This window comes from Corynebacterium comes (genome assembly GCF_009734405.1).
GTDB lineage: Bacteria > Actinomycetota > Actinomycetes > Mycobacteriales > Mycobacteriaceae > Corynebacterium > Corynebacterium comes.
This window is the reverse complement of record NZ_CP046453.1, coordinates 1,963,860-1,985,540: the sequence shown is the minus strand read 5'-3', so window position 1 is coordinate 1,985,540 and position 21,681 is coordinate 1,963,860. Positions and strand designations below refer to the sequence as shown.

General features: G+C 58.6%; 14 protein-coding genes and 2 pseudogenes. 14 read left to right on the top strand and 2 right to left on the bottom strand.

What is annotated here, in order from left to right; all coding sequences use genetic code 11:
- The first annotated feature begins 81 nt into the window (after positions 1 to 81).
- From CETAM_RS09525 to CETAM_RS09510, 4 genes and pseudogenes are all read left to right on the top strand, one after another.
- Complete coding sequence (locus CETAM_RS09525; RefSeq protein WP_231587438.1) at positions 82 to 1,293, top strand: MFS transporter; 1,212 nt, start codon at positions 82 to 84, stop codon at positions 1,291 to 1,293.
- Positions 1,290 to 1,631: an ArsR/SmtB family transcription factor gene (locus CETAM_RS09520; RefSeq protein WP_156228639.1), complete on the top strand. Its 342-nt coding sequence runs from the start codon at positions 1,290 to 1,292 to the stop codon at positions 1,629 to 1,631. Before CETAM_RS09525 ends, CETAM_RS09520 begins: the two co-directional genes overlap by 4 nt.
- 404 nt (positions 1,632 to 2,035) lie before the next feature.
- A complete protein-coding gene (locus tag CETAM_RS09515) occupies positions 2,036 to 6,274 on the top strand; it encodes a hypothetical protein (RefSeq protein WP_156228638.1) in 4,239 nt (1,412 codons plus the stop codon).
- Between the two features lie 256 nt (positions 6,275 to 6,530).
- Positions 6,531 to 6,977: pseudogene (locus tag CETAM_RS09510) on the top strand (IS1634 family transposase); the annotation flags it as partial.
- Positions 6,978 to 6,983: 6 nt separating this feature from the next.
- Here the strand turns inward: CETAM_RS09510 and CETAM_RS09505 are convergent.
- Entirely contained in the window at positions 6,984 to 8,297 is a 1,314-nt protein-coding gene (locus CETAM_RS09505; protein WP_156228636.1) for an ISL3 family transposase, read from the bottom strand.
- A gap of 128 nt (positions 8,298 to 8,425) precedes the next feature.
- Here CETAM_RS09505 and CETAM_RS09500 point away from each other — a divergent pair.
- Positions 8,426 to 9,508, top strand: a pseudogene (locus CETAM_RS09500) (IS1634 family transposase); the annotation flags it as partial.
- Between the two features lie 754 nt (positions 9,509 to 10,262).
- On the opposite strand, the gene CETAM_RS09495 reads toward CETAM_RS09500, so the two are convergent.
- Positions 10,263 to 10,757: a ribonuclease domain-containing protein gene (locus CETAM_RS09495; RefSeq protein WP_231587436.1), complete on the bottom strand. Its 495-nt coding sequence runs from the start codon at positions 10,755 to 10,757 to the stop codon at positions 10,263 to 10,265.
- Between the two features lie 63 nt (positions 10,758 to 10,820).
- Between CETAM_RS09495 and dnaG the strand changes: the two genes are divergently transcribed.
- The 9 genes from dnaG to CETAM_RS09450 all read left to right on the top strand — a co-directional run bounded on the left by dnaG (position 10,821) and on the right by CETAM_RS09450 (position 21,541).
- Entirely contained in the window at positions 10,821 to 12,731 is a 1,911-nt protein-coding gene (dnaG, locus tag CETAM_RS09490) for a DNA primase (protein ID WP_156228634.1), read from the top strand.
- A 376-nt stretch (positions 12,732 to 13,107) separates the two neighbouring features.
- Positions 13,108 to 14,553, top strand: a complete 1,446-nt coding sequence (locus CETAM_RS09485; protein WP_156228633.1) for a polysaccharide biosynthesis tyrosine autokinase — start codon at positions 13,108 to 13,110, stop codon at positions 14,551 to 14,553.
- The gene (locus tag CETAM_RS09480) at positions 14,543 to 15,151 is read left to right on the top strand and encodes an arsenate reductase/protein-tyrosine-phosphatase family protein (RefSeq protein WP_156228632.1); all 609 of its coding nucleotides are present in this window, start codon (positions 14,543 to 14,545) and stop codon (positions 15,149 to 15,151) included. The genes CETAM_RS09485 and CETAM_RS09480 overlap by 11 nt, the downstream gene beginning before the upstream one ends.
- Positions 15,152 to 15,798: 647 nt before the next feature.
- Complete coding sequence (locus CETAM_RS09475; RefSeq protein ID WP_156228631.1) at positions 15,799 to 16,107, top strand: hypothetical protein; 309 nt, start codon at positions 15,799 to 15,801, stop codon at positions 16,105 to 16,107.
- A 32-nt stretch (positions 16,108 to 16,139) separates the two neighbouring features.
- Positions 16,140 to 17,918, top strand: coding sequence for a polysaccharide biosynthesis protein (locus tag CETAM_RS09470; RefSeq protein WP_156228630.1), 1,779 nt, complete (start codon positions 16,140 to 16,142; stop codon positions 17,916 to 17,918).
- The gene (locus tag CETAM_RS09465) at positions 17,915 to 19,072 is read left to right on the top strand and encodes a DegT/DnrJ/EryC1/StrS family aminotransferase (protein WP_156228629.1); all 1,158 of its coding nucleotides are present in this window, start codon (positions 17,915 to 17,917) and stop codon (positions 19,070 to 19,072) included. Before CETAM_RS09470 ends, CETAM_RS09465 begins: the two co-directional genes overlap by 4 nt.
- On the top strand, positions 19,062 to 19,700 hold the full coding sequence (locus CETAM_RS09460; protein WP_156228628.1) for a sugar transferase: 639 nt from the start codon (positions 19,062 to 19,064) through the stop codon (positions 19,698 to 19,700). The genes CETAM_RS09465 and CETAM_RS09460 overlap by 11 nt, the downstream gene beginning before the upstream one ends.
- Entirely contained in the window at positions 19,687 to 20,343 is a 657-nt protein-coding gene (locus tag CETAM_RS09455; protein WP_156228627.1) for an acetyltransferase, read from the top strand. The genes CETAM_RS09460 and CETAM_RS09455 overlap by 14 nt, the downstream gene beginning before the upstream one ends.
- Positions 20,336 to 21,541, top strand: a complete 1,206-nt coding sequence (locus CETAM_RS09450) for a glycosyltransferase (RefSeq protein ID WP_156228626.1) — start codon at positions 20,336 to 20,338, stop codon at positions 21,539 to 21,541. The genes CETAM_RS09455 and CETAM_RS09450 overlap by 8 nt, the downstream gene beginning before the upstream one ends.
- The last annotated feature ends 140 nt before the right edge of the window (positions 21,542 to 21,681 follow it).

The window sequence follows — 21,681 nt, the reverse complement described above, 5'->3', positions numbered from 1 at the left end:
GCAGAGTCCTCATCGCAGGTTATCCTCGAGACAACCCCCACAAACAGGTGCACATGTGCGCACATGTCATATAATCAAGCCATGGCACCCACGGCCCTGCTCACCCCGATCCGCAACCGCACCTACCTGCACCTCTTCTCCGCCCAGGTGGTGGCGCTGGTGGGCACGGGTCTGCTCACCGTGGCCCTGGGGCTGCTGGCCTTCGATATAGCCGGGGGCAGCGCCGGCCGCATCCTGGCCAACGCGCTGACCATCAAGATCCTCATCTACGTGCTGCTCTCACCTGTGGTCACTGCCCTGGCCGCCAACTGGAACCCCCGGCCGGTGCTGGTCGGCGCCAACCTCGTCCGTGGCGCCGTGGCGCTGACCCTGCCGTTCATCGGCGCGGAGTGGCAGCTCTACCTGGCCATCGGCCTGCTCCAGGCCGCCAGCGCCACCTTCACACCGACGTTCCAGGCGGTCATCCCGCGCATCCTGCCCGAGGAGGAGGACTACACCCGCGCGCTCTCGCTCTCCCGCCTGGCCTATGACCTCGAGCAGATCGCCAGCCCGGTCCTGGCCGCGGCCATGCTCGCGGTGATGAGCTACACCAACCTCTTCCTGGGCACGGTCGTCGGCTTCCTCGCCTCCGCGGTGCTGGTGGTCATCACCCCGCTGCCCCGGAAACCCCAGACACCCACCCACCGAACCGGCTTCGTCGAGCGCACCCAGCGCGGCATCCGGATCATGCTGCGTGAACGCCCCCTGCGTGCTCTGCTCTGGCTGAATCTCGCGGTGGCCGCGCCCATGGCGATGGTCATGGTGAACACCGTGGTCATCGTCCGCTCCGAGCTGGGGATGGGGGAGTCCGCCCTGGCCTGGACGCTGGCGATCTTCGGCCTGGGCTCCATGGTGGTGGCCGCCGCTGTACCCGGCCTGCTGGAGAAGGTCACCGACCGCGCGGTCATGCTCCCGGGCGCCGTGCTGGGCGCGGTCTGCCTCATCCTCCTGCTAATCGTGCCCGCGCCGGGCTACGCGCTCATCGCGCTCACCTGGCTTCTGCTGGGCTTCGCGCTCTCGGCGATGCAGACCCCCATCGGCCGCATCGTCCGCGCGAACGCCAGCGAGGAGGACCTCTCCTATGTCTTCGCCGCGCAGTTCTCGCTCAGCCACGCCTGCTACCTGATCACCTACCCCGTCGCCGGCTGGGTCGGTGACAGTGCCGGCCTCTGGGCGGCCACCGCCGCGCTGGCCGCCCTCGCGGTGCTGGGTACCGTCATGGCAGCCCTCACCTGGCCCAAGGAGTCCGCATGAGCCTCGAACACAACCTCGTCCCCGACGAGGCACTCTTCACCGAGGCCGCCGACGCCCTCAAACTGCTGGCCGAACCCACCCGCCTGCAGCTGCTCTTCCTGCTTATCGACGCCGAGTTCAACGTCACCCAGCTCGTCTCCCTCACCGGTGCGAGCCGCACCGTGGTCAGCCAGCACCTGGCGAAGCTACGCCTCGGCGGGCTGGTGTCCTCACGCAAAGAGGGCCGGAACATGCTCTACCGGATCGCCGACGGCCATGTCGCGCGCCTGGTGGTTGAGACCCTCAGCCGGGCTGATCATGTGCGGAGTGGGGAGCCGGGGGACAATGAATTCAATTAATCTTCTATGCTCGCAATCTCCGAGAAACTCCGTAACGGTCCTCAGAGTAGTTCCAGAACTCCGGGCGCTTCCTGGTGTCACCGACGGCGACAACGTGATTGGCTCCGAGATGGTTCACATACGGCGAGAAAACCGCATACCTGCAGTTTTAGGAGCCCAGAGGGGCCGGTAAGATGATCGTAAAAGATCGACAATATTCCGATCTCAAAATGTGCGACAGAGTATACGCACCCCGCGCCTCGACTAACCTCCAAAGAATCAGAGCATCCTCCGACACCAAAACCCGCCACACAAAGAGCTTAAAGAAGCCAGCGGGCGGACATGCAATTTGCTCGACCCGGCCGAGCTTATTAACCAACCCCAATAAAAGCGCAGCTGCAAGGATGACAGACGTTTAGTCATTAGTGCGCGAAGAACATGGCTCGACGAAATCGAGCTCAAACAAAAGAATTTTAATCGACAATAAGTTACTAACCAAAGAAAACGAAAGGCAGATTGCAGTGACAAGCCTACCTGAAATAGATTTCCAAAGAATCAGGCCGTATGGAAACCCGGCAGCCCGATCAAACGCATTCGAAGAAGTTGCGTCAATTATCATTAAGCAGCGGCCAGAATGGCCCTCGGGCACCCAATTTAACCGGTTTGGAAATCCCGACGGGGGCCGAGAAGGCAGAGGCGTTCTCCCGAATGGGGATGTCTGGGCATGGCAAGCGAAGTACCTATTTAAATTTGATTCGAGCAGTGTCAGTCAGATAAAGGCTTCCATTATAAGAACGCTGGAAACTGAGCCGAGCCTAAAAAAATACTTTGTGGCAATGCCCATTGATCTGCCTGCTGGCGATACTGCTAATCGAAAGTCAGCTTTTACTTTGTGGGGGGAGGAGGTAGAAAAATGGAAAAAAGCGGCCGACGAAAAAGGAATGTCCGTTGAGTTTAATTTTATAGGCGCGCATGAACTAGCTACTTCCCTCACAAACAATTCCAATGCTGGGCGCGCCAAATATTGGTTCAACGCTTCGGTTATGGCTGACGTTCAGCAACAAAACAGGGTGGAAGAAATTACAGCGAAATTAGGTCGCCGGTATAGCCCCAAGTTACATGTAGACGTTGAAGTTGCACAAGCGATCGAAGCCGTCGGGCGTACCTCAAGATTCGCAGAGCGCTGGAAGGTAGTTCTCGGCAAACTACGCTCATCTCGCCAATGGGCATGGCATGCACCCGAGAAAGAAAGCCTGCTTTACGAATCGTCTCTTTTGGAATGTAACAACTCCTTAGCAGAAGTTGATAAAGCGCTTCAAGCAGTCGTCGATGTTGCCGAGCGCTTTGACCCTATGCCGGAAACTTCAGATAAAATCACCGCTGGGCTCGGATCATTACGCGTGTTAAATAACCTCCTGCATGTTCACCACCGTGAAGACGGAGGTTATTATTCGGGTCATGCTGCAATGCTATATACTAACGTAAAGGACGCAACTACCGCGCTCGAAGAAGCGGAACAACTGGCCACTGGTATCGCCACTCAAGCATCAAATGCAGGAAAGCTTCTCCTGACTGGCCGCGCTGGCGTCGGAAAATCGCATTTACTTTGCGACATGGCGAGAAGCCGTATTAATTCCGGGTTGCCGACATTAATGGTTCTAGGGCAGGATTTTGACCAGCGATCACTGTTAGTTCAGCTACCGGATCTAGTAGAAATGGACGGAAGCGTGGATGGCCTGCTTTCGATCCTGAATGCCGCTGCCGAAGCATCGGGACACAAGGCGATGCTCATAATTGATGCCATCAACGAAAGTGAAAATCCTGAACGTTGGTCTGATGCTATTCGTGTTCTCCTTTCTAAAATATCTCGCTTTCCTTTGGTTACACTTGTTATCTCGTGCCGAACTGAGTTTGTCGAATTCGTAGTAGGGTCGATTGATATGCCTACGCTCGAGCACTATGGATTTGGAGAAGCAACGGCATCGGCGGTCGAACGATTTGTAAAAGAGTACAAGTTAGACCCTCCTACCTTTCCCATTTTCAACTCAGAGTTTGGAAACCCTTTATACTTGCGTCTAAGTTGCGAAGCGGCCGCTACGTTAGATTCTGGGAGGTTTACCCTCGAGTCAAGTGGAGTGTCCCTCATCGTCAACTCGTTCGTTGAAGCTGCTAATTGGAATCTTTCTCGTGCCAATCGCTGCGATTATGACCATAGAAAGAACTTGGTATCGGTCGCAATACGGGAAATATCGACGCTTGGGCCAGGGGGCTTCGCCAGGGACGAAGTAGCGAAGATGATGGAGGTATTACTTCCCGACCGCACTTGGTCAAAATCGCTTCTAAAGGGGATGCTTGATGAAGGTATATTGATTGAGGCCGGAATTGACCGTGTCAATTTCGGTTATCAACGATTAGGCGACATGGCCCGGGCCGAGAGAATTGCGTCTAACGAAGTACCGGAGATTAAGGAGTGGTTGCATTCGCTGAAAGAAAACTATTGGAGAGAGCTGGGAACTTTATCTGCTCTAGCCGTAATTGTGCCGGAAACTTATGGGGTGGAGTTAATTGACCTAATGCGGGACGATGGAGATATTTCCGCCGATGGGGTTGATGCTTTTCTAGAAAGTTTGACTCTTCGCCAGCCTAGTTCGGTGGGTGCTCGCGCTATCGAATTGGTCGAGAAGTGTCTCATTTCTAAAGACGACGCATACCAGGCATGGGGGCAATTGATTCGTCTTAGCTGTGTTCCTAACCATCCTTTAAATGCACGATGGCTGCATCTTTTCCTGGAAAAAATGGAGTTGGCGGAGCGAGACCTCGACTGGTCTATGTGGCTGGTGGGGTCCCTTGAGACTGAACGAAAATCATCGGTTCGTATTCTGGTGGAATGGGCGTGGGCAACGAATGAAGATGCAACCTTCGTGCCATCCGGAGAAGCGATCGAGCTGGCAACTTTGGCATTGGGCTGGCTCCTTACGACATCGGACCGGCGGGTCCGAGATCGAGCAACGAAAGCGCTGATCGCAATTGGGGAAAAGGGGCTTGAGGATTTCATTAAGTCGTTTGAGTTGTTGTTGAGAGTCAATGACCCATATGTGGTCGAACGTTCAATCGGTGCTGCATGCGGAATTTCTTTAAGAACTTGTTCTCCAAGCGGTGCTATTAGTTTGGCCCACGCAATTGATAAATTTGTGGCTGGGGGTTGGCCTTCGCATCTACTTATACGGGACTATGCTCGCAGAATCTTGGCTGTTGCTGGTGAGGCGGGATGGGATGGGCCAGACGGCAAGCCTCCTTACGGTGCAGAATGGCCAGTGAATCCTACGTCGCGGAACGAGATTCAGAATATTGTGGCCGCTCCGGATTGCCGAATGGGAACCGTCTGGCAATCGATAAATGAGATGGGAGATTTCGGACGTTACGTTATCGAGCCTGCTGTACGTAAATTCGATGTATCCCTCAATGATGAGGTTGTTGACATGGTTCGACGTTTTATTTTTGACAGGGTTCTGGATTTAGGAGGGGATCGGAAAAAGCTTGACGTCGCCGACAAATCTATGCGGAGGGGGTTTCGAGAAGGGCCGGTGGAAAGGATAAGCAAGAAATATCAATGGATAGCGTTCTATGAAGCACTCGGGTTACTGGCTGACAATCTGCCGATTAATGAGCCCTCGCGGTCAAACAGTCCGAACGATTATATGTACGCTGAGCAATTAATTTGGCGAGATATAGATGTAAGCTTAATAACAAGCGGCGTTTTTTCTAAGTCAGATTTAGTCGAAGATGCTTGGTTTTCTCCAAAAATGGTGGAATTTCCTAACTCGTCTGGGGATGAATCGTTGTTGGATGTTAGTTGTATTCCAGACCCTATCGATTCGATAGTTCTGACTGATAGAACTGGCAAGCGGTGGCTTGGTTTATTAAGTTCTCGCGATTGGAAGGAGGCGCTCTCGCCGGAGGTTGCGGCTTTGCGCCCCTCTACGCGATTGATTTGGATGCATCTCGACTCCTATCTTGTGCCGATCGATGCAGTCGAGGAATGGAAGTCCTGGGCCGCAGGGAAAGATTGGCATGGAAAGTGGATGCCGAGGTATCCGGAGCCTGCTAATTTGCTGCTTGGTGGGCATCACTCGGACCCCCAGTGGTCGGTGGCGGACGGTGATGTCGACCCGTGGGAGTACAATCAGTCGAAGGGGATCCCTAAAGGTTTGCTGTTCAGCGGCGCGTGGTATGCAGGGACAGGAAGCAGTCGTGATTGGTCGACTGATGCAGAAGTGCTGGGGTTCGTTCCAAGTCGTGTGCTGTGTAATTCTTTAAATCTCCAGCATGGAGTCGATTTTAGCTGGCGTGATGATGAAGGAGTTGCGGTGTTCGATCCTTCAACCGTGCTGGGAGGGGAGGAAGCACTTCTTCTTCGACGAGATCTTGGGAATAAACTGGCGGAGTCAGGCTTTACAATCTTCTGGACGGCCTTACTTGGGTATGAGCGAAGGTCGGAAGGTCCCCAGTCTCTTGGGCGAAATATTCGATGGGTTAGTGCAAGCTCATCGTACATATTGGACGGTGATGCTGTTGTGAAGATTGATTCGCGAGCAAAATATCTGTCCTCAGATCCTGCAGAAGAGGTGGATTTGGAGTGGGCCATTAGAGCGCGGGATGAGTGACCCCAACGCCCCCTTTTTTTTCGGCGGCGATGTTAATCGAATCGCTCGGACCTAGAGTGTACAGATCTCGATCTCACACTTTCGCGTTGATCGTTGATCGTGATCTACAGGGGTTTAGATTCCTTAAACCCGACTTGGCTCAATCCGCTGTGAGAAATTGCATATTGACACGTAGACCAGTGTCTTTGTGTGCTGGGAACATCAGGGGTCCGCACTAAGGGGGTGCGGTGCGGGGTGGCTGATTAGATTGATCTTTATGAGCCCGTACATCCGCACCGTGCGCACAGCCTCCGGGGCAACCGCCGTGCAGGTCGTGTACTCCGAAAAGCGCGGCTCCAAAAGCATGAGACACCTTGGTTCGGCCCACACCCCGGAAGACCTCGCGGCACTCAAAGCGCAGGCTCAGCGTCTTCTTGACGGGGATCAGATCACGCTTGACCTGGGCATCGATACGACCCCGTCAGGGAGTGGATCCGCCCAATCTCCGGTGCCGATCACCTCGGAACGCGCCGGCCACCTCATCGACGCCATCCACACCGCGTACACCGCGCTGGGTTTCGATACTGCTACCAGCAGTGATCAGGTGTTTTATGACCTGGTCACAGCGCGGATCGTCCAGCCGGGCTCCAAGTTGGATTCGGTGGAAACTCTGACTGAATTGGGCATGACGCCTTCAAGCTACGCCACCATCAAACGGGCTCTTCACGATTTAGAGTGCGTTGATCCTGGCCTGCAGCTGTCCGGAGTGGATCAGTGACCGCAAGATGTAGTGGTTGAGGTTCCTGAACCCCAGGGCGATTCCGCGTAGATGCTCGAGCCTGCCGTTGATCGCCTCGACCGGACCGTTCGATGCCCCGATGTCGAAGTAGGCCAGGATGTCCTCGCGCCGACGCCACAATGTGCGCCCCAGTTGGGCGAGCTCCTCCAACCCTGGCGGAAGCCCCTTGCGCAACGTATTGATCACCCTGGTCATCAGTTTCTTGCCCTCTGACTTTTGCGGATGCCCGTACGCCTGGATCATGTCCTGGTAGAACATCCACGTGACCTCGAGGGCGACGTACTCATCGTCGGTGGCCCACAACAGATCCAGCCGTTGCTTCTGCCGCTCCGTGAGATAGTTCGTCCTGGTCAGCAGGGTGCGCCGGTACTTGTACAGCGGATCGTCCTTACGCCCGCGTCTGCCGGTGGTCTCTCGTTGGAGTCGTTGCCGGCAGCCGGTGAGTTTGTCCGCGGCCAGGTGCACGACGTGGAACGGATCCATCACCTTCCTTGCCTGGGGCAACACCTGATCCACCGCGGTGGCGTAGCCGGCGAAGCCGTCCATGGTCACTACCTGCACTTGTCTCCTGAACTCAGGCTCACGCTCTTGCAACCACGTGCGCAGCACGTCGGCGCTGCGCCCCGGCCGCATGTCCAGCAGCCGGGCAGGCCCACGACCGTCCACCAGCGGTGTCAGGTCCACCAGGACCGTCACGAACGAGGACGGCTGTCCGGGGCGTCGGGTGTGTTTCCAGACGTGCTCGTCGACCCCGAGGATCCGGACGCCATCCAGATGGTCGGGGTTGTCGTAGACAAGCTGGCGGCAGGCGTCCACGGCGATCTGGTTAACCAGCTCCCAGCCCACACCGAGGGCCTTGGCGGTCGCGGACACGCTCATCCGATCAATCGCCAGGCGTTGGAGGATCCAGCGGGTCACGCGGTGGGTGAGCTTCGCACCGTCATCGGCACAGCTCAAGGAGGTCTGGAAGAGCTTCCTGCCGCACGCTGGATTGCTGCAGGTGAACCTTGGGACACGGACATGCAGGCGGGTGGGGAACCCCACGACAGGCAAATCAACGAGCCGGCGGGTGACGTGATCGCGTAGCTTCCCGGGCTGCTGGCAGCCCGGGCACTGATCGTCCACGGCCACAGGTGCGGCGTCGATGATGGTCAGGGTGCCGGCATCGGCAGCACCGGTGATCGTCAGTCCGATTTCCGCGGTTCGGCAGATGGTGTCGGCCACGAGGTTGCCACTAGAATGCACAGTAGGGTCCTGGTTCGGTCAGATGAAAGCGTCGTAACTCTCATCTTGTACCGGCCAGGACCCCTACATGTTGTGCCACCCCGAACCAGGCTCTGCGGTCCGCTACGCACTCTAGATCGTGAAGAGCCATCAAACGTCGCCTGCCCAGCTACGCCGCCGACGGCTTCCGCGACCGGCTCACCCAGGCGTGTGCGACCCATGCCGGTGTTGGCCCCGGTGTCCTGGTCCTTTATGACGTCACAACGCTGTATTTTGAGGCCGATGAGGGGGATGAGTTCCGTAAGCCGGGCTTCTCGAAGGAGCGGCGCCTGGAGCCGCAGATCACCGTCGGCCTGCTGTCGGACGCCTCCGGGTTTCCGCTGGCGGTCGGGGCGTTCGAAGGGAACATGGCCGAAACCCGCACCATGCTGCCGATGATCCACCAGTTCCAGGACGCCTACGGCGTGGAGGATGTCACCGTCGTCGCGGACGCCGGGATGTTCTCCGCTGGCAACAAAGCCGCGATCATTGAGTCCGGCCTGCACTACATCCTCGGCGTGAAGTTCACCGACGTTCCCTACCCGGTAGCGCTGTGGCGCAGGAACAACCCCGGCCAGGACTACACGGACCAGCAGATCTGGACGTATGCCGACCGCACCGGACGTGGGCCGAACGGTGTCCCGCATTCGCTCACCTACTACCAGTATTCCTGGGACAGGGCACGTCGGACCTTGAAGGGTATTGATGAGCAGGTCGCCAAGGCGGAGAAAGCGGTGGCGGGGAAACTTCCGGTCAAGCGGAACCGTTTTGTCGATCTCAAGGCGCCGAACAAGCAGGTCAACTGGTCGTTGGTGACCAAGAACAAGGCCCTGGCAGGGCTCAAGGGGTACGAGACCTCACGGGTGGATCTCCCTGCCGAGCAGGTGATCCACGCCTACCGGCAGCTGCTCAAGATCGAGAAGGCGTTTAGGATGTCGAAATCCGATCTCAAGGCCAGACCGATCTACCACCACAAACGCGAATCCATCGATGCGCACCTGAGTGTGGTGATGGCGGCGATGGCCGTCGGTCACCTGCTCGAGGAACGCTCGGGATTGTCATTGAAACGCCTGGTGCGGACGTTGAAGAAATACCGGACCTTCGAGGTGCAGATCGCCGGGCAACTCATCCATGCGGCGTCCCCGGTACCGCCGGAAATCAGTGAGCTGATCGAGCGGATTCACGCGGGATGACTTCCGCACTAATTTGAGCCAAGTCGGGTTAAACTTAGTCTGATTCAGCCTCTGCTCTTCCGTCTCCGATTGACCGTTATGACGGGACCGTTCGACGCTCTCGCAGCGGAGTAGGCAAGACTCGGTCCGTTGTTCCCACATCGTTCGATCCCACTGACCTAGTATCGTGGCCGTGAACCTATGGTCTCTGGGCCGTGCCCCACGAGGGTTGCTCGGGCTCTGATAAAACAAGTTGTTGACTGGGCGGTGGCTGGGGGTGAAGGCTTGATGGGTCAGAACCCTCCTCGTGTGCGGGGAGATTTGCCATGATTGGTCATGTCCGGATTCTGGTGATCACCAATGACGAAGGCAACCGGCTCCCACGCACGGCAGATCGTACTGCTGGGCCGTTGGTAACTTGAGGAGGTGTCCAGATGGGCCTGCCGTCTGCTCAGAGCAGGGGTGCCACCCAGATTGCGGTGTTCTACCATCACCGGCCTCGACTGGCCAAGCAAAGTAATGCCACGGGTTCATCTCCTACCGGTTCGACTCCCTGGTAGCGAAGCCCGCCCGCAGGAGGCCGGACACATTTATTTACTGCTGACCAGTGGGCCGTTATCCCCAGGATCGCCCTGGCCTGCCCTGTCGATCAGGGGTAGCCATTTTTCACCAGTAGCCGGTCGAAATTCACCACCAGCAGGTCGCTAAGGGGCGGTTGTGGATAGCTAAGAGTTTTGGAGGTTTCAGAACTTCGATGTGCCAAGGGAGAGCAGGATCAGTCCTCCGCATCCGGAATCTCACAGAACGACTCGTAGTGGTCATCGGAGTAGTACCAGACCTCCGGGTCTTCCTCGGTGCCGCCGCCCACGACGATGCGCTTGGCGCCGCGGTGGTTGAGGCCCGGGGTGTCCACGGTGTAGCTGCGGTAGTAGGAGTTGCGCTCGTCCGGCAGGACGTCCTCGTAGTTGCCGAAGTGCCCGCCGTCCTCGCCAGGGTAGGCGTAGGGACCGCCGGAGAGGATGTCCTCGATGACCGGGTCGGCCTCATAGGGCAGGGTGTCCACGGGGCAGACGTCCAGCCCGGAGACACCCACCTCGTCCGACGAGCCCGAAACAAGCCCCGAAACCTCCGAAGACCCCGCCCCCGAGACCTCCGACCCGCCCGAACCCTCAGAAGACCCACCCGTCAGATCCACCCCAACCCAACCACCAACAGCCACCAGCAGAGCGGCAGCAAGGACAGCGAACACGGACTTCTTCGGGGCAGCCATGCCTGCAATCATCCCAAACGAGCACCCCACGCCGCTATTTGACCCCGCAGGTACCCTGAACTCATGGCTAAGGGACGTATTCCGGATTCTGACGTTCAGGCGATCCGTGAGCGCGCGCCGATCGAAGAGATCGTCGGCGAGTACGTCCAGCTCAAGCCGGGTGGGCATGATTCCCTCAAGGGCCTGAGCCCGTTCAAGGATGAGCGCACCCCGTCGTTCCACGTGCGCCCGAACCGCGGTTATTTCCACTGCTTCTCCTCCGGGAAGGGCGGGGACGTGTTCACCTTCCTAATGGAGATGGAGCACATCTCCTTCCCGGAGGCCGTGGAGTCCGTCGCGCAGACCATCGGCTACACCATCAACTACCAGGGCGGGTCGACCGGTGCGCGCGACGAGAAGCCGGGCACCCGGAAGCGGCTGATCGACGCCAACAAGGCCGCGCACCAGTTCTACCGAGAACAACTCGAAACACCCCAAGCAGAAACAGCCCGCCTCTTCCTCCTGGACCGCGGTTTCTCGCAGGAGCACATCTACGCCTTCGAGTGCGGTTACGCCCCGGAGGGCTGGGACACGATGACAAAGCACCTGCTGCGCAAGGGCTTCGATTTCAAGGAGCTTGAGGCCGCCGGTCTGTCCACCATGGGTCGCCGTGGCCCGATCGACCGTTTCCACCGGCGTCTGCTGTGGCCCATCAAGGATCTCTCGGGCAACGTCATCGGCTTCGGGGCGCGCAAGCTTTTTGATGACGACAAGCTCGGCAAGTACATGAACACCCCCGACACCATGCTGTACCACAAGTCCAAGGTGCTCTTCGGCCTGGATGTGGCGAAGAAGCACATCGCCGCCGGGCACCAGGCGGTGGTGGTGGAGGGCTACACGGACGTCATGGCCATGCACGCCGCGGGCGTGACCACCTGCGTTGCGTCCTGCGGCACCGCGTTCGGCGAGGAGCACCTGCAGATCCTGCGCCGTCTCATGCTCGATGACAACTACTTCCGCGGCGAGCTCATCTACACCTTCGACGGCGACGAGGCCGGCCAGAAGGCGGCCATGCGCGCTTTCGAGGGCGACCAGAAGTTCACCGGCCAGTCCTTCGTAGCCGTCGCTCCCGAGGGCATGGATCCCTGCGATCTGCGCCTGCAGCGTGGCGACGCCGCCGTGCGCGACCTCATCGCCGACCGCATCCCGATGTTCCAGTTCGTCATCGAGTCGATGCTTTCCGAGCACAACCTCGACACCGTCGAGGGTCGCCTCCAGGCTTTGCGACGCACCGTTCCCGTCGTCGCAGGCATCAAGGACCCGGTCCTGCAGGGCGAGTACGCCCGCCAGCTCGCCGGCTGGGTGGGCTGGGCCAACACCGAGGAGGTCCTCCAGCAGGTGCGTGCCGAGGCCCGCCGCCCCAAGCAGGACCGGCCCCGCCGCGCGACCCGCTTCGAGCAGGCAGCGTCCGCCCCGTTGAAGGACGCGCCCTCCTTCGACCTGCCCAACCCGCGCGACCCCTACCTGTGGCCGCAGCGGGAATCCCTGAAGCTCGCGCTGCAGCACCCTGAACTGGCCGGCACCTATTTCGACGGCCTGAGCCCGGACGCCTTCACCCACCCCGCCTACCGGACCGTCCGCCAGGCGATCCGCACCGTCGGTGGCCTGGCGACGGCCCACAGCGGCGTCGACTGGATCGCCACCGTGGCCGGGGAGATGACCGACCTTATGGGCCGCAACCTCGTCTCCGAGCTGGCGGTGGAGGAGATCCCCGTGGAGATCACCCACCTGCCGAACTACGCCGACTCGGTGCTCTCCCGCCTGCAGGAGGCCGAGGTGGGTAACCAGATCGCCCAGCTGAAGAGCCAGCTGCAGCGCATGCGCCCCTCCGATGACGAGCAGGCGTACAACACGCTGTTCGCCGACCTGGTGGCCCTTGAGCAGGCGCGCCGGGAGCTCAACGATCGCGCGTTCCGGGGGATCCCCGCAGAGTAGGGGACAGGTATGGGCCCCGGCCAGGCCTGGTCCGAGGCCGCAGGTCACATCCATCTGTACCCCTGACGATGGGGTGAATCATCGATAAACACAGTCAGTTGATATGGTAATCATTTGACTCTGTGCCCAACTCCCCACGGCCGACCGGACGGGACCCGGGAACTTCTCTGTCCGTGACAGATAACTACCCCCGAAAAAGCGGGGCGGTATCTCATTATGGGGTGACCTTTTTGCAGGTTGCCGGGCCAATTCCGGGAAAAAGCCAGCTCAAAGGGGACATGTCCTCAATTTAAAGTCTCTTAAATGTCGCAGGGTTGAGGCTTTATTGTTAGTCTCCCTAAGGCTACGATCCCACATCAAGAAAGACTTAAACAACATGGAACTACGCGAGTATCTCTCAATCCTCCGCAAGAGTTGGGTACTCGTCGTAGTATTTGCCATTCTCGGGCTCGGGGCGGGAGCCGGTGCGTCTCTCCTGGCGACCCCCGAGTACCAGTCCCGCACCCAGCTCTACGTATCCGTTCGTTCCGACGGCGGGACCAGCAGCGAGCTCGTGCAGGGAGCCAACTACTCCCGTCAGATTGTCAACAGCTATGTCGCCGTGGTCAAGACCAGTGTGGTGTTGGACCCGGTGGTTGAGCAGCTGCAGTTGGACATGACGGGAGCCGAGCTGGCCACGTATGTGAGCGCGGCCTCTCCCGCAGACTCCGCCCTCATCAACATCACGGCCAGCAGCCCGTCGTCCGAGCAGGCTGCCTTGATCGCGAACGCGGTGGGGGAGAGCTTCCAGGAGGTCGTCCGCACCCAGCTCGAGCCGGAGACGGAGAGCGGCGCCAGCCCCGTCAGCCTCACCACCACGCAGAACGCCCTGGTGCCTTCTGCGCCGGTGAGCCCCAACGTCCTGATCAATCTGGCGCTGGGCCTCCTGGTTGGTCTCGCCGTGGGCTACGGCATCGCCATTCTCCGGACCGTGCTGGATCGACGGATCCACTCCGCGCAGGACATTGAACAGATCACGGATAAGCCGATTCTCGGTCGGATCATTGATGATCCTGATGTGGAGAAGAACCGGCTCATCGTCAATTCCATGCCGAACAGCCCCCGCGCCGAATCTTTCCGCGCGCTGCGGACGAACCTCCAGTTCCTCAACGGCGGTTCCAAGGGCCGTGTCTTCGTCATCACCTCGCCCAGCCCCAGTGAGGGTAAAACGACCACGTCCCTCAACCTGGCCTTCACCCTGGCCCAGACGGGATCGCGTGTGGCGCTTGTGGAGGGTGATCTCCGCCTCCCGACATTCGCTCAGTATCTGGGTATCGAAGGTGGCGCCGGCCTCACCGATGTTCTCATCGGCCGCGCTGGTCTGGATGACGTTCTTCAGCGCTGGGGGCAGAACGAGTTCTTCGTCCTGCCGGCGGGCCGGATCCCCCCCAACCCCAGCGAACTCCTCGGTTCCGCGGAGATGGAGAAGACCCTTCAGACGCTCCGGGAGCAGTTCGACTACGTGATCATCGATGCGCCTCCTGCTCTCGCAGTGACGGATGCGGCTGTGCTCGGAAAGATGGCTGCCGGTCTGCTGGTGGTCGTCGCGGCTAGCTCGACCACGAAGCAGGAACTCGAGGGCGCGTTGCAGTCGCTGGAAACCGCCGGAACCGATGTCCTAGGACTGGTCGCCACGATGGTGCCCTCCAAGAAGCCTGACGGTTACAGCTATGGATACGGCTACGGCCGCGCAGTCACCACCGATGCGGTCGACTCAAGTCCAGGGAACGAACAGTCACAGGCAACCGTGGACCAGGCGCTGAGGGGGGCACATGCGAAATAGCTTCTCAATTCTCACGGTCTGCACCGGGAACATCTGCCGATCGCCTCTGGCTGAGCAGCTGCTGGTGACTCAGTTGAGGAATATCCCCGAGATCACCATCAGCTCAGCCGGTACCCGGGCGCTGGTGGGGGAGCCGATGTTTGCGACTACCCAGGAGATCGCCCATTCTTACGGCGCGGAGACCACTGAAGCGCATCGGGCACGGCAGGTGAACGAAACCCTTCTGGAGTCTTCGGACCTGATCCTGGCAATGACGCGCGATCACCGTCGCGCGGTCGTGGAACTGAGTCCCCGAGTCACACGTCGCGTGTTCACCGTCCGTGAATTCGCCCGGCTTGCGGAGGTGACCACCGATGACGTTCTCGCCTCCGAAATTGCCCGGACCGGGGAATCACCGGTGGACAGGCTTCGTGCAGCAGTGAAAGCAGTCACCCTCAGCCGTAATATTCTCCCGTTGCTCGCGGACCGGGCTGAGGAAGACGTGATTGACCCCTATCAACGTGAAAAGAAAGTCCACGAGGCCTCGGCGCAGCAACTCACGCCGGCAGTGGACGCAGTGGTGTCCCTGCTGAGGCGGTCTGTGGAAGGTGCTCTCTAATGTCTAGATCTCCAAAAAAGGCTCGACGAGCCAGGAGGTTCCCCCTCTGGGGTGCGGTGGCTGTTATCGCGATACTGAGCGCCGCAGCGCTGGCCCTCTCCTACCTGGCATTGACTGGTGTCGGTTCTGGCGAGCACGAGGGGCTCCCGGTCAGGTCCGAAATCCCAATCTCCCAAGAGGCGGCAGCGCCGCCTACCGAAGCGGAGCCGGAAGTTGCTGAGGATGAGCCTGAAGGACCCACTTCGCAGCGCATGCTGGCAATCGTGGGCAGCACGGCCATGCGGGCAGACAGCGGAACATGTGAGACGCCGGGAACCGCGGAGATTTCCGTTGACGCAGGACAGAGCTGGAGCGAGTCAGCTTCACTCGCGGGAGCTGGAGCGACCCAAATCCTGCGTCTCCTGCCCACCGATCCTTCCCTGGTTCAGGTGGTGGCCTTGGACGCTAACTGCGAACCGCAGGTTTACCGCTCTGCTGACCTTGGTACGACCTGGGAAGGACCGTTGCCAGTCGTGGGCACCTGGTACTTGGACCCGTCCACTCCCACACAGGTGGGAGCTCCCGACGGGCCTCTATCCCTGCCGTGTGAGGGTGCCGAGCTTGCGGCAGCGGGAGATCGCGCGGCAGTGCGGTGTGCCGACGGCTCCGTGGTCACCACCATCGATCGTGGTATCACCTGGTCCGAGGCCGCGGGGGTAACTGACGCTCTGGCGATCAATTACTCTCCTGATTCTTATGTCGTGGCACAGACGGGTGGTCAAGCATGTGAGGGCGTGCGTCTCACGGCTCTCGGCGGTGCCACTTCGCCGGTGCTGGACGGATGTTTCGAGACCACTCTCACCGCTGATGCAAGTAACCCAGAAAATATCGCAATCGCTCAATCAGGTACGTCCACCCTGCTCTGGGTGGAGGATGACGTGGTCATCTCAACAGACGGGGGAAGAATGTGGCTCTGATTCCCAGACTCCAGTTAAGTGAAGGATTGTCCATGAAGCTCCCGGTGGGACGAATCCTCTACATCGTCGACGTCCTCGTATGGATGCTGGCCATGCTCGTGGCAGCGATCCTGCGGTACGAGTTTACATTCGGGGACATCAACTGGAATGCCTACGTAGGCTTCGTCCTCGGGGCAGCCGTGCTCCAGCTGGTTTTCGGCCTAGTTTTCAATCTCTACCGCAAGGGGATGAGATTCCGCGCGGGAGGATTCGAGGACACTCTCTCGGTTTCTCTGGCCGCAGGGGTTGTAGGCAGCATTTTGTGGATCATTTCCCTCATCTTCGGCGGGGTATGGGAGATCTCCCGCGGCATCATGCTGATCGCCACTCCCGGTGCGCTGATACTGATGCTGGGGGTCCGCTTCATTGCGCGTCTCATTGTCAGGAACTCCCGCAAACCCGGTCCCGATTCCGCGCCGGCGCTCATTCTCGGCGGAGGGTACGTGGGAACCAACCTGATCCGGTGGATGATGTCAGACCCGTCGTCTCCGTACCGCCCGGTCGGGGTAATCGATGATGACCCGAACCTGGCGAAAAGGAAGATTCGGGACGTACCTGTCGTCGGAACGTTCGCCGATATCGAGTGCGCTGCGGAGCGCACGGGCGCCGAGGTCCTCATCGTTGCTGTCAGCGCCGCTGACGCTGCCCTTTTGCGTCGGATCCAGGATGTCGCCGATAGAAGCGGACTTTCTGTTAAGGTCATGCCTCCGATCGGACATGTGGTCGCCAATGGAGTACACGTTGGAGACCTCCGGGATCTCTCGATCGAGGATCTGCTCGGTCGCCAGCCGGTGGAGACGAACGTCTCGGAGATCGCCCAGTATCTGATGGGCAAGCGAGTGCTGGTGACAGGTGCTGGTGGGTCCATCGGCGCGCAGCTGTGCACGGAGATCGCCAAGTACGGTCCCGCGGAACTGATCATGCTGGACAGGGATGAGACCGGTCTGCAGCAAGCACTCATCAACGTTCACGGCAACGGCCTCTTGGACACGGACGCAGTCGTCCTCGCGGACATCCGTGAGCCTGACACCCTGAAGCAGATCTTCCTGGACCGTCGACCGGAGGTGGTTTTCCACGCGGCTGCTCTGAAGCATCTGCCGATGCTGGAGCAGTACCCGGATGAGGCATGGAAGACCAATGTCCTGGGCACGCTGAACGTTCTGAATGCGGCAGAAGCCGCTGACGTGGAGACCTTCGTCAACATTTCCACAGACAAAGCAGCGAACCCTACCAGCGTGCTCGGACACTCGAAGAGAGTGGCTGAGAAGCTCACGGGTTGGTTCGGCCAGGAGACTGACAAGAACTATCTTTCCGTTCGCTTCGGCAATGTCATCGGTAGCCGGGGATCGATGCTCCCTACCTTCATCCGTCTTATTGATGAAGACAAACCGCTTACCGTGACCCATCCGGACGTCACCCGCTACTTCATGACCATCCCGGAAGCCTGCCAGCTGGTTCTGCAGGCCGGCGGCATCGGCCGGGCAGGAGAGGTTCTGATCCTGGATATGGGTGAGCCGGTCAGCATCCTGGAGATTGCCAAGCGCATGATCGCGATGTCCGGTAAGAACATTGAGATCGTCTTTACTGGGCTTCGCGAAGGCGAGAAGCTCCACGAGGAGCTCGTAGGGGCAGGGGAGCGCGAGGACCGGCCCTTCCACCCGAAGATCTCCCACGCGGACGTCAATATTCTCGCGCCCGAAAATCTGGACAAGGACGGTTTCATGGGCAGGATCGGAAAACTCGCCTACGCAGAAAAGGAGGCCACCCGATGAGCAACGACAAAATCTATCTCTCTTCCCCGGATGTGACAGACCTCGAGGAAGAAGCACTGGTGCGTGCCATCCGCTCCGGATGGATCGCCCCCCTAGGGCCGGAGGTTGACGCCTTCGAAGCCGAACTCGCTGAATACTGCGGACGCTCACATGCTGTCGCATTGTCCTCTGGCACCGCTGCACTGCACCTCGGTCTACTGACGCTGGGTGTGGGACCGGGCGACCTGGTGCTCACCTCATCGCTCACCTTCGCCGCCACGGCCAATGCCATCGTGTACACAGGTGCGGAGCCGGTGTTCGTGGATGCCGACGAGACCGGCAACATGAATCCGGATCTGCTGGAGGAAGCTTTCGAGACACTGGAGAGCGAAGGCCGAACAGTCAAGGCTGTTGTTCCGGTTGACTTGTTGGGCAAGGTTGTCGATCACGAGCGCATTGGTGAGATAGCATCCCGTTACGGTGCGGTCGTGCTTTCCGACGCCGCGGAATCTCTTGGTGCTACCCGCAACGGTAGGTCCGCAGGTTCCTTCGGTGTAGCGGCTGCTGTCTCCTTCAACGGCAACAAGATCATGACGACTTCTGGTGGAGGAGCCCTTCTCACCGACGACGAAGACTTTGCGGATCACGTGCGCTACCTGGCTACCCAGGCGCGACAGCCTGTGGTCCATTACGAGCACACGGATATCGGTTACAACTACCGGATGTCGAACATCCTCGCCGCGTTGGGCCGGGCCCAGCTTTCCCGCCTGGACAGCATGATCGAGCGCCGGTGCCAGCACAGACTTCGATACCGTCGGTTGTTCCAGGACGTCCCGGGGGTCAGTATGTTCGGGGAGCCCTCCGGCGTGGATGGAGGGGACACACGAGATAACTTCTGGCTCTCGTCTGTGGTGATCGCGCCGGACGATGCGGGTTTCGCAGCTGAAGATCTGCGTTCGGCTCTGGCAGCCGCCGAGATTGAAGCTCGGCCTTTGTGGAAACCGATGCACATGCAGCCTGTGTACGCACATAGCCGAGAATTCTCCGACGGAACCGGCGAAAGGTTGTTTCGCACTGGACTATCTCTGCCGAGTGGATCCGTCCTTGACAATGAACAGGTGGAGCGAATCACGGGAACCATTTCCCAATTCTTGGAGGCCAAAAATGCAGCATAACCAGCGACGTATAGATGCGATTAAGCGATCATTCGACATCGGGGCGAGCGCTTTTGGACTCGTCATTACGGCCCCCGTTCAGGCTGGAGTAGCAGCCCTAGTGCTCGCCACACACGGCAAGCCAGTCCTTTTTCGTCAGGAACGCCCAGGCAAGGACGGAAAAATCTTCGAGCTGGTGAAGTTCCGAACCATGCTGCTTCCAGATGAGAATCATGCCACGGATGAGGAGAGGCTAACAGCAGTGGGGCGTATTCTCCGCTCTACCAGCCTTGATGAACTGCCAACCCTGTGGAATGTGCTCAAGGGAGACATGAGCCTGATTGGCCCCCGTCCGCTTCTAGTCAGCTACCTAGGGCAGTACTCACCAGAACAAGCGCGCCGACACGAGGTACGCCCGGGGATCACCGGATTGGCGCAGGTCCGAGGACGAAACGCAGTGTCATGGGAGGAACGTTTTCAGTTTGATATCGAGTACGTCGACAACCGCAGTTTAGCTTTAGATCTTAAAATCCTCCTACAGACCGTGCGCTCAGTCCTTCAACGGGAAGGTATTAACCAAGAAGGGCACGCAACGATGACCCCCTTTGTTGGATCCGAAACCAAAGGGGGTTCCGATGCGTGCGAGTAAACAGGTCGTGGTCGTCGGTGCATCTGGGTTTGGCCGTGAGGCTCTCGACGTCATCCAAGCCATGCAGGGCAATGGAACTTCCGTTGAAGTTGTGGGAGTCGTCGATGACGCTCCATCACTGGTCAATTTGGAGCGCTTAGCAGATCGACAAGTCTTATATTTGGGCACCATCGAGGAATGGTTAGCTAATGACGTCAGTCATATAAGCTTTGTGTTGGGAATCGGCAATCCTGACGTGCGTCGAAGACTGGCGGAACGCATGGAAAGCGCAGGAATGTCCCCGTTCACCGCGATTCATCCGAGCGCCATCATTGGCAGTAGATCAAATCTTGGTCCTGGTGCGGTGGTGTGTGCCGGCGCAGTGATTGCCACGAATGTTCAATTCGGACAGTATGTGCACATCAATCCGAACGTGACCATAGGCCATGATGCAGTGTTGCACGACTATGTTTCGATCAATCCCGCTGCTGTGATCTCGGGTGAGGTCAGCATCCAAAACGAAGTCTTGGTAGGGGCCGCTGCCATAGTCCTCCAAAATCTAACTGTAGGCGAACGAACAATCGTCGGAGCTGCAGCGCTCGTGACGAAGAATGTTCCAAAAAGTGTAGTGGTCACGGGTGTACCAGGAGCTTGGAATGAATAAGACGTCAGCAGAAAGTGATCGCAAGCTCGTCGTAGGTGTAACTGTGGGCGCCAGCGCATTCTCGCTGCTTCGGGGGCAGCTTGAGTGGTTTAGGCTATCTGGATGGGAGGTGACCCTGGTATCAACTCCAGATGAAGCCGCTAAGCGCGCTGCCGAAAGGGAAAGAGTACCCCTTATCGGGATTCATATGCATCGCGGGATCTCGCCAGTGGAAGATATCGTTTCTCTAGCGAAATGGCTACGCATGTTGAGAACGCACCGTCCAACTGCAGTAAACGTCGGAACGCCGAAGGCAGCCCTATTGGGTGCTCTCGCAGCTTGGCTCGTTCGAGTCCCGCGCCGTCTCTACGTGGTGCGAGGGCTCCGTCTCGAAGGGACCTCCGGACCACTCAGTTGGCTACTCTGGTGCATGGAGAAGCTAACAATGCGGCTGGCCACTGATGTCTTATATGTGAGTAAATCTCTGGCGCAGGAAGCAGGCAGGCGGCGCCTCTTGCCAAAGCATAAAGCTTGGCTCATCGGTTCTGGCAGCAGTAATGGTGTCAACGCTCAAGCGATTCTTGAACGTGCAGAATCTGTAGATCGAAATGCTCTCAGGACTGAATTGGGTTTCAAATCCGATGATTTCGTTGCAGGATTCATTGGGCGCATAACCCGAGACAAAGGTATAGACACGCTTTTACGTGCCCTTCGCGCTCCAAGTTTACGCAATGATGTCCGAGGCCTCCTGATCGGTCAGGTTGAAGACCCATCTCTTGCTGAGGAGATTAAGTCTCTAGGTGATCGGATTAAGAGCGTGCCGTGGACTAATGACGTGTGGGGTCATCTCCCCGCTATGGATGCTTTGTGCCTCCCCACGCTGCGGGAAGGATTCCCTAATGTTGTACTTGAGGCAGCCGCAGCGGGTGTCCCAACAATCACTACGCGGGCTACCGGTGCCATAGACTCAGTAGTTCCGGGGAAGACGGGCATTTTAATCGAAGTAGGGGATTATCAAGCTTTAGTCAATGGCTTGAACGAACTTTGTAATGACAGCGTCCTATGCCGTCGGCTAGGCCAAGCGGCGAAGAAACGTGCCTTTGAGGAGTACACACAGGAGAATATTTGGAAAGGCCTTCAGGAAATCATGACCGGTCAAAACACTCCTGAGCATGCTTCTAGAGCGTGCCAAGAGGGCGTGGAGGTTTCCCGTTCATGACGATTTATTGACCGCAAGTGCGGTCCATAGATCTTTCATGGGTGTCAAAAAGCCTCGAGTCTCGTGAATTTTTACCAATCGCGCCCGAGAGGCTTCTTATTGCCAGGACACTCTCGGAGTTGATCGGCATAACCCACCCT

Bases quoted from the DNA above. Each gene is read 5' to 3' on its own strand.
- CETAM_RS09485 (WP_156228633.1), top strand. From the start codon at position 13,108: ATGGAACTACGCGAGTATCTCTCAATCCTCCGCAAGAGTTGGGTACTC.
- dnaG (WP_156228634.1), top strand. From the start codon at position 10,821: ATGGCTAAGGGACGTATTCCGGATTCTGACGTTCAGGCGATCCGTGAG.
- CETAM_RS09450 (WP_156228626.1), top strand. From the start codon at position 20,336: ATGAATAAGACGTCAGCAGAAAGTGATCGCAAGCTCGTCGTAGGTGTA.
- CETAM_RS09525 (WP_231587438.1), top strand. From the start codon at position 82: ATGGCACCCACGGCCCTGCTCACCCCGATCCGCAACCGCACCTACCTG.
- CETAM_RS09465 (WP_156228629.1), top strand. From the start codon at position 17,915: ATGAGCAACGACAAAATCTATCTCTCTTCCCCGGATGTGACAGACCTC.
- CETAM_RS09455 (WP_156228627.1), top strand. From the start codon at position 19,687: ATGCGTGCGAGTAAACAGGTCGTGGTCGTCGGTGCATCTGGGTTTGGC.
- CETAM_RS09480 (WP_156228632.1), top strand. From the start codon at position 14,543: ATGCGAAATAGCTTCTCAATTCTCACGGTCTGCACCGGGAACATCTGC.
- CETAM_RS09520 (WP_156228639.1), top strand. From the start codon at position 1,290: ATGAGCCTCGAACACAACCTCGTCCCCGACGAGGCACTCTTCACCGAG.
- CETAM_RS09460 (WP_156228628.1), top strand. From the start codon at position 19,062: ATGCAGCATAACCAGCGACGTATAGATGCGATTAAGCGATCATTCGAC.
- CETAM_RS09495 (WP_231587436.1), bottom strand. From the start codon at position 10,757: ATGGCTGCCCCGAAGAAGTCCGTGTTCGCTGTCCTTGCTGCCGCTCTG.
- CETAM_RS09470 (WP_156228630.1), top strand. From the start codon at position 16,140: ATGAAGCTCCCGGTGGGACGAATCCTCTACATCGTCGACGTCCTCGTA.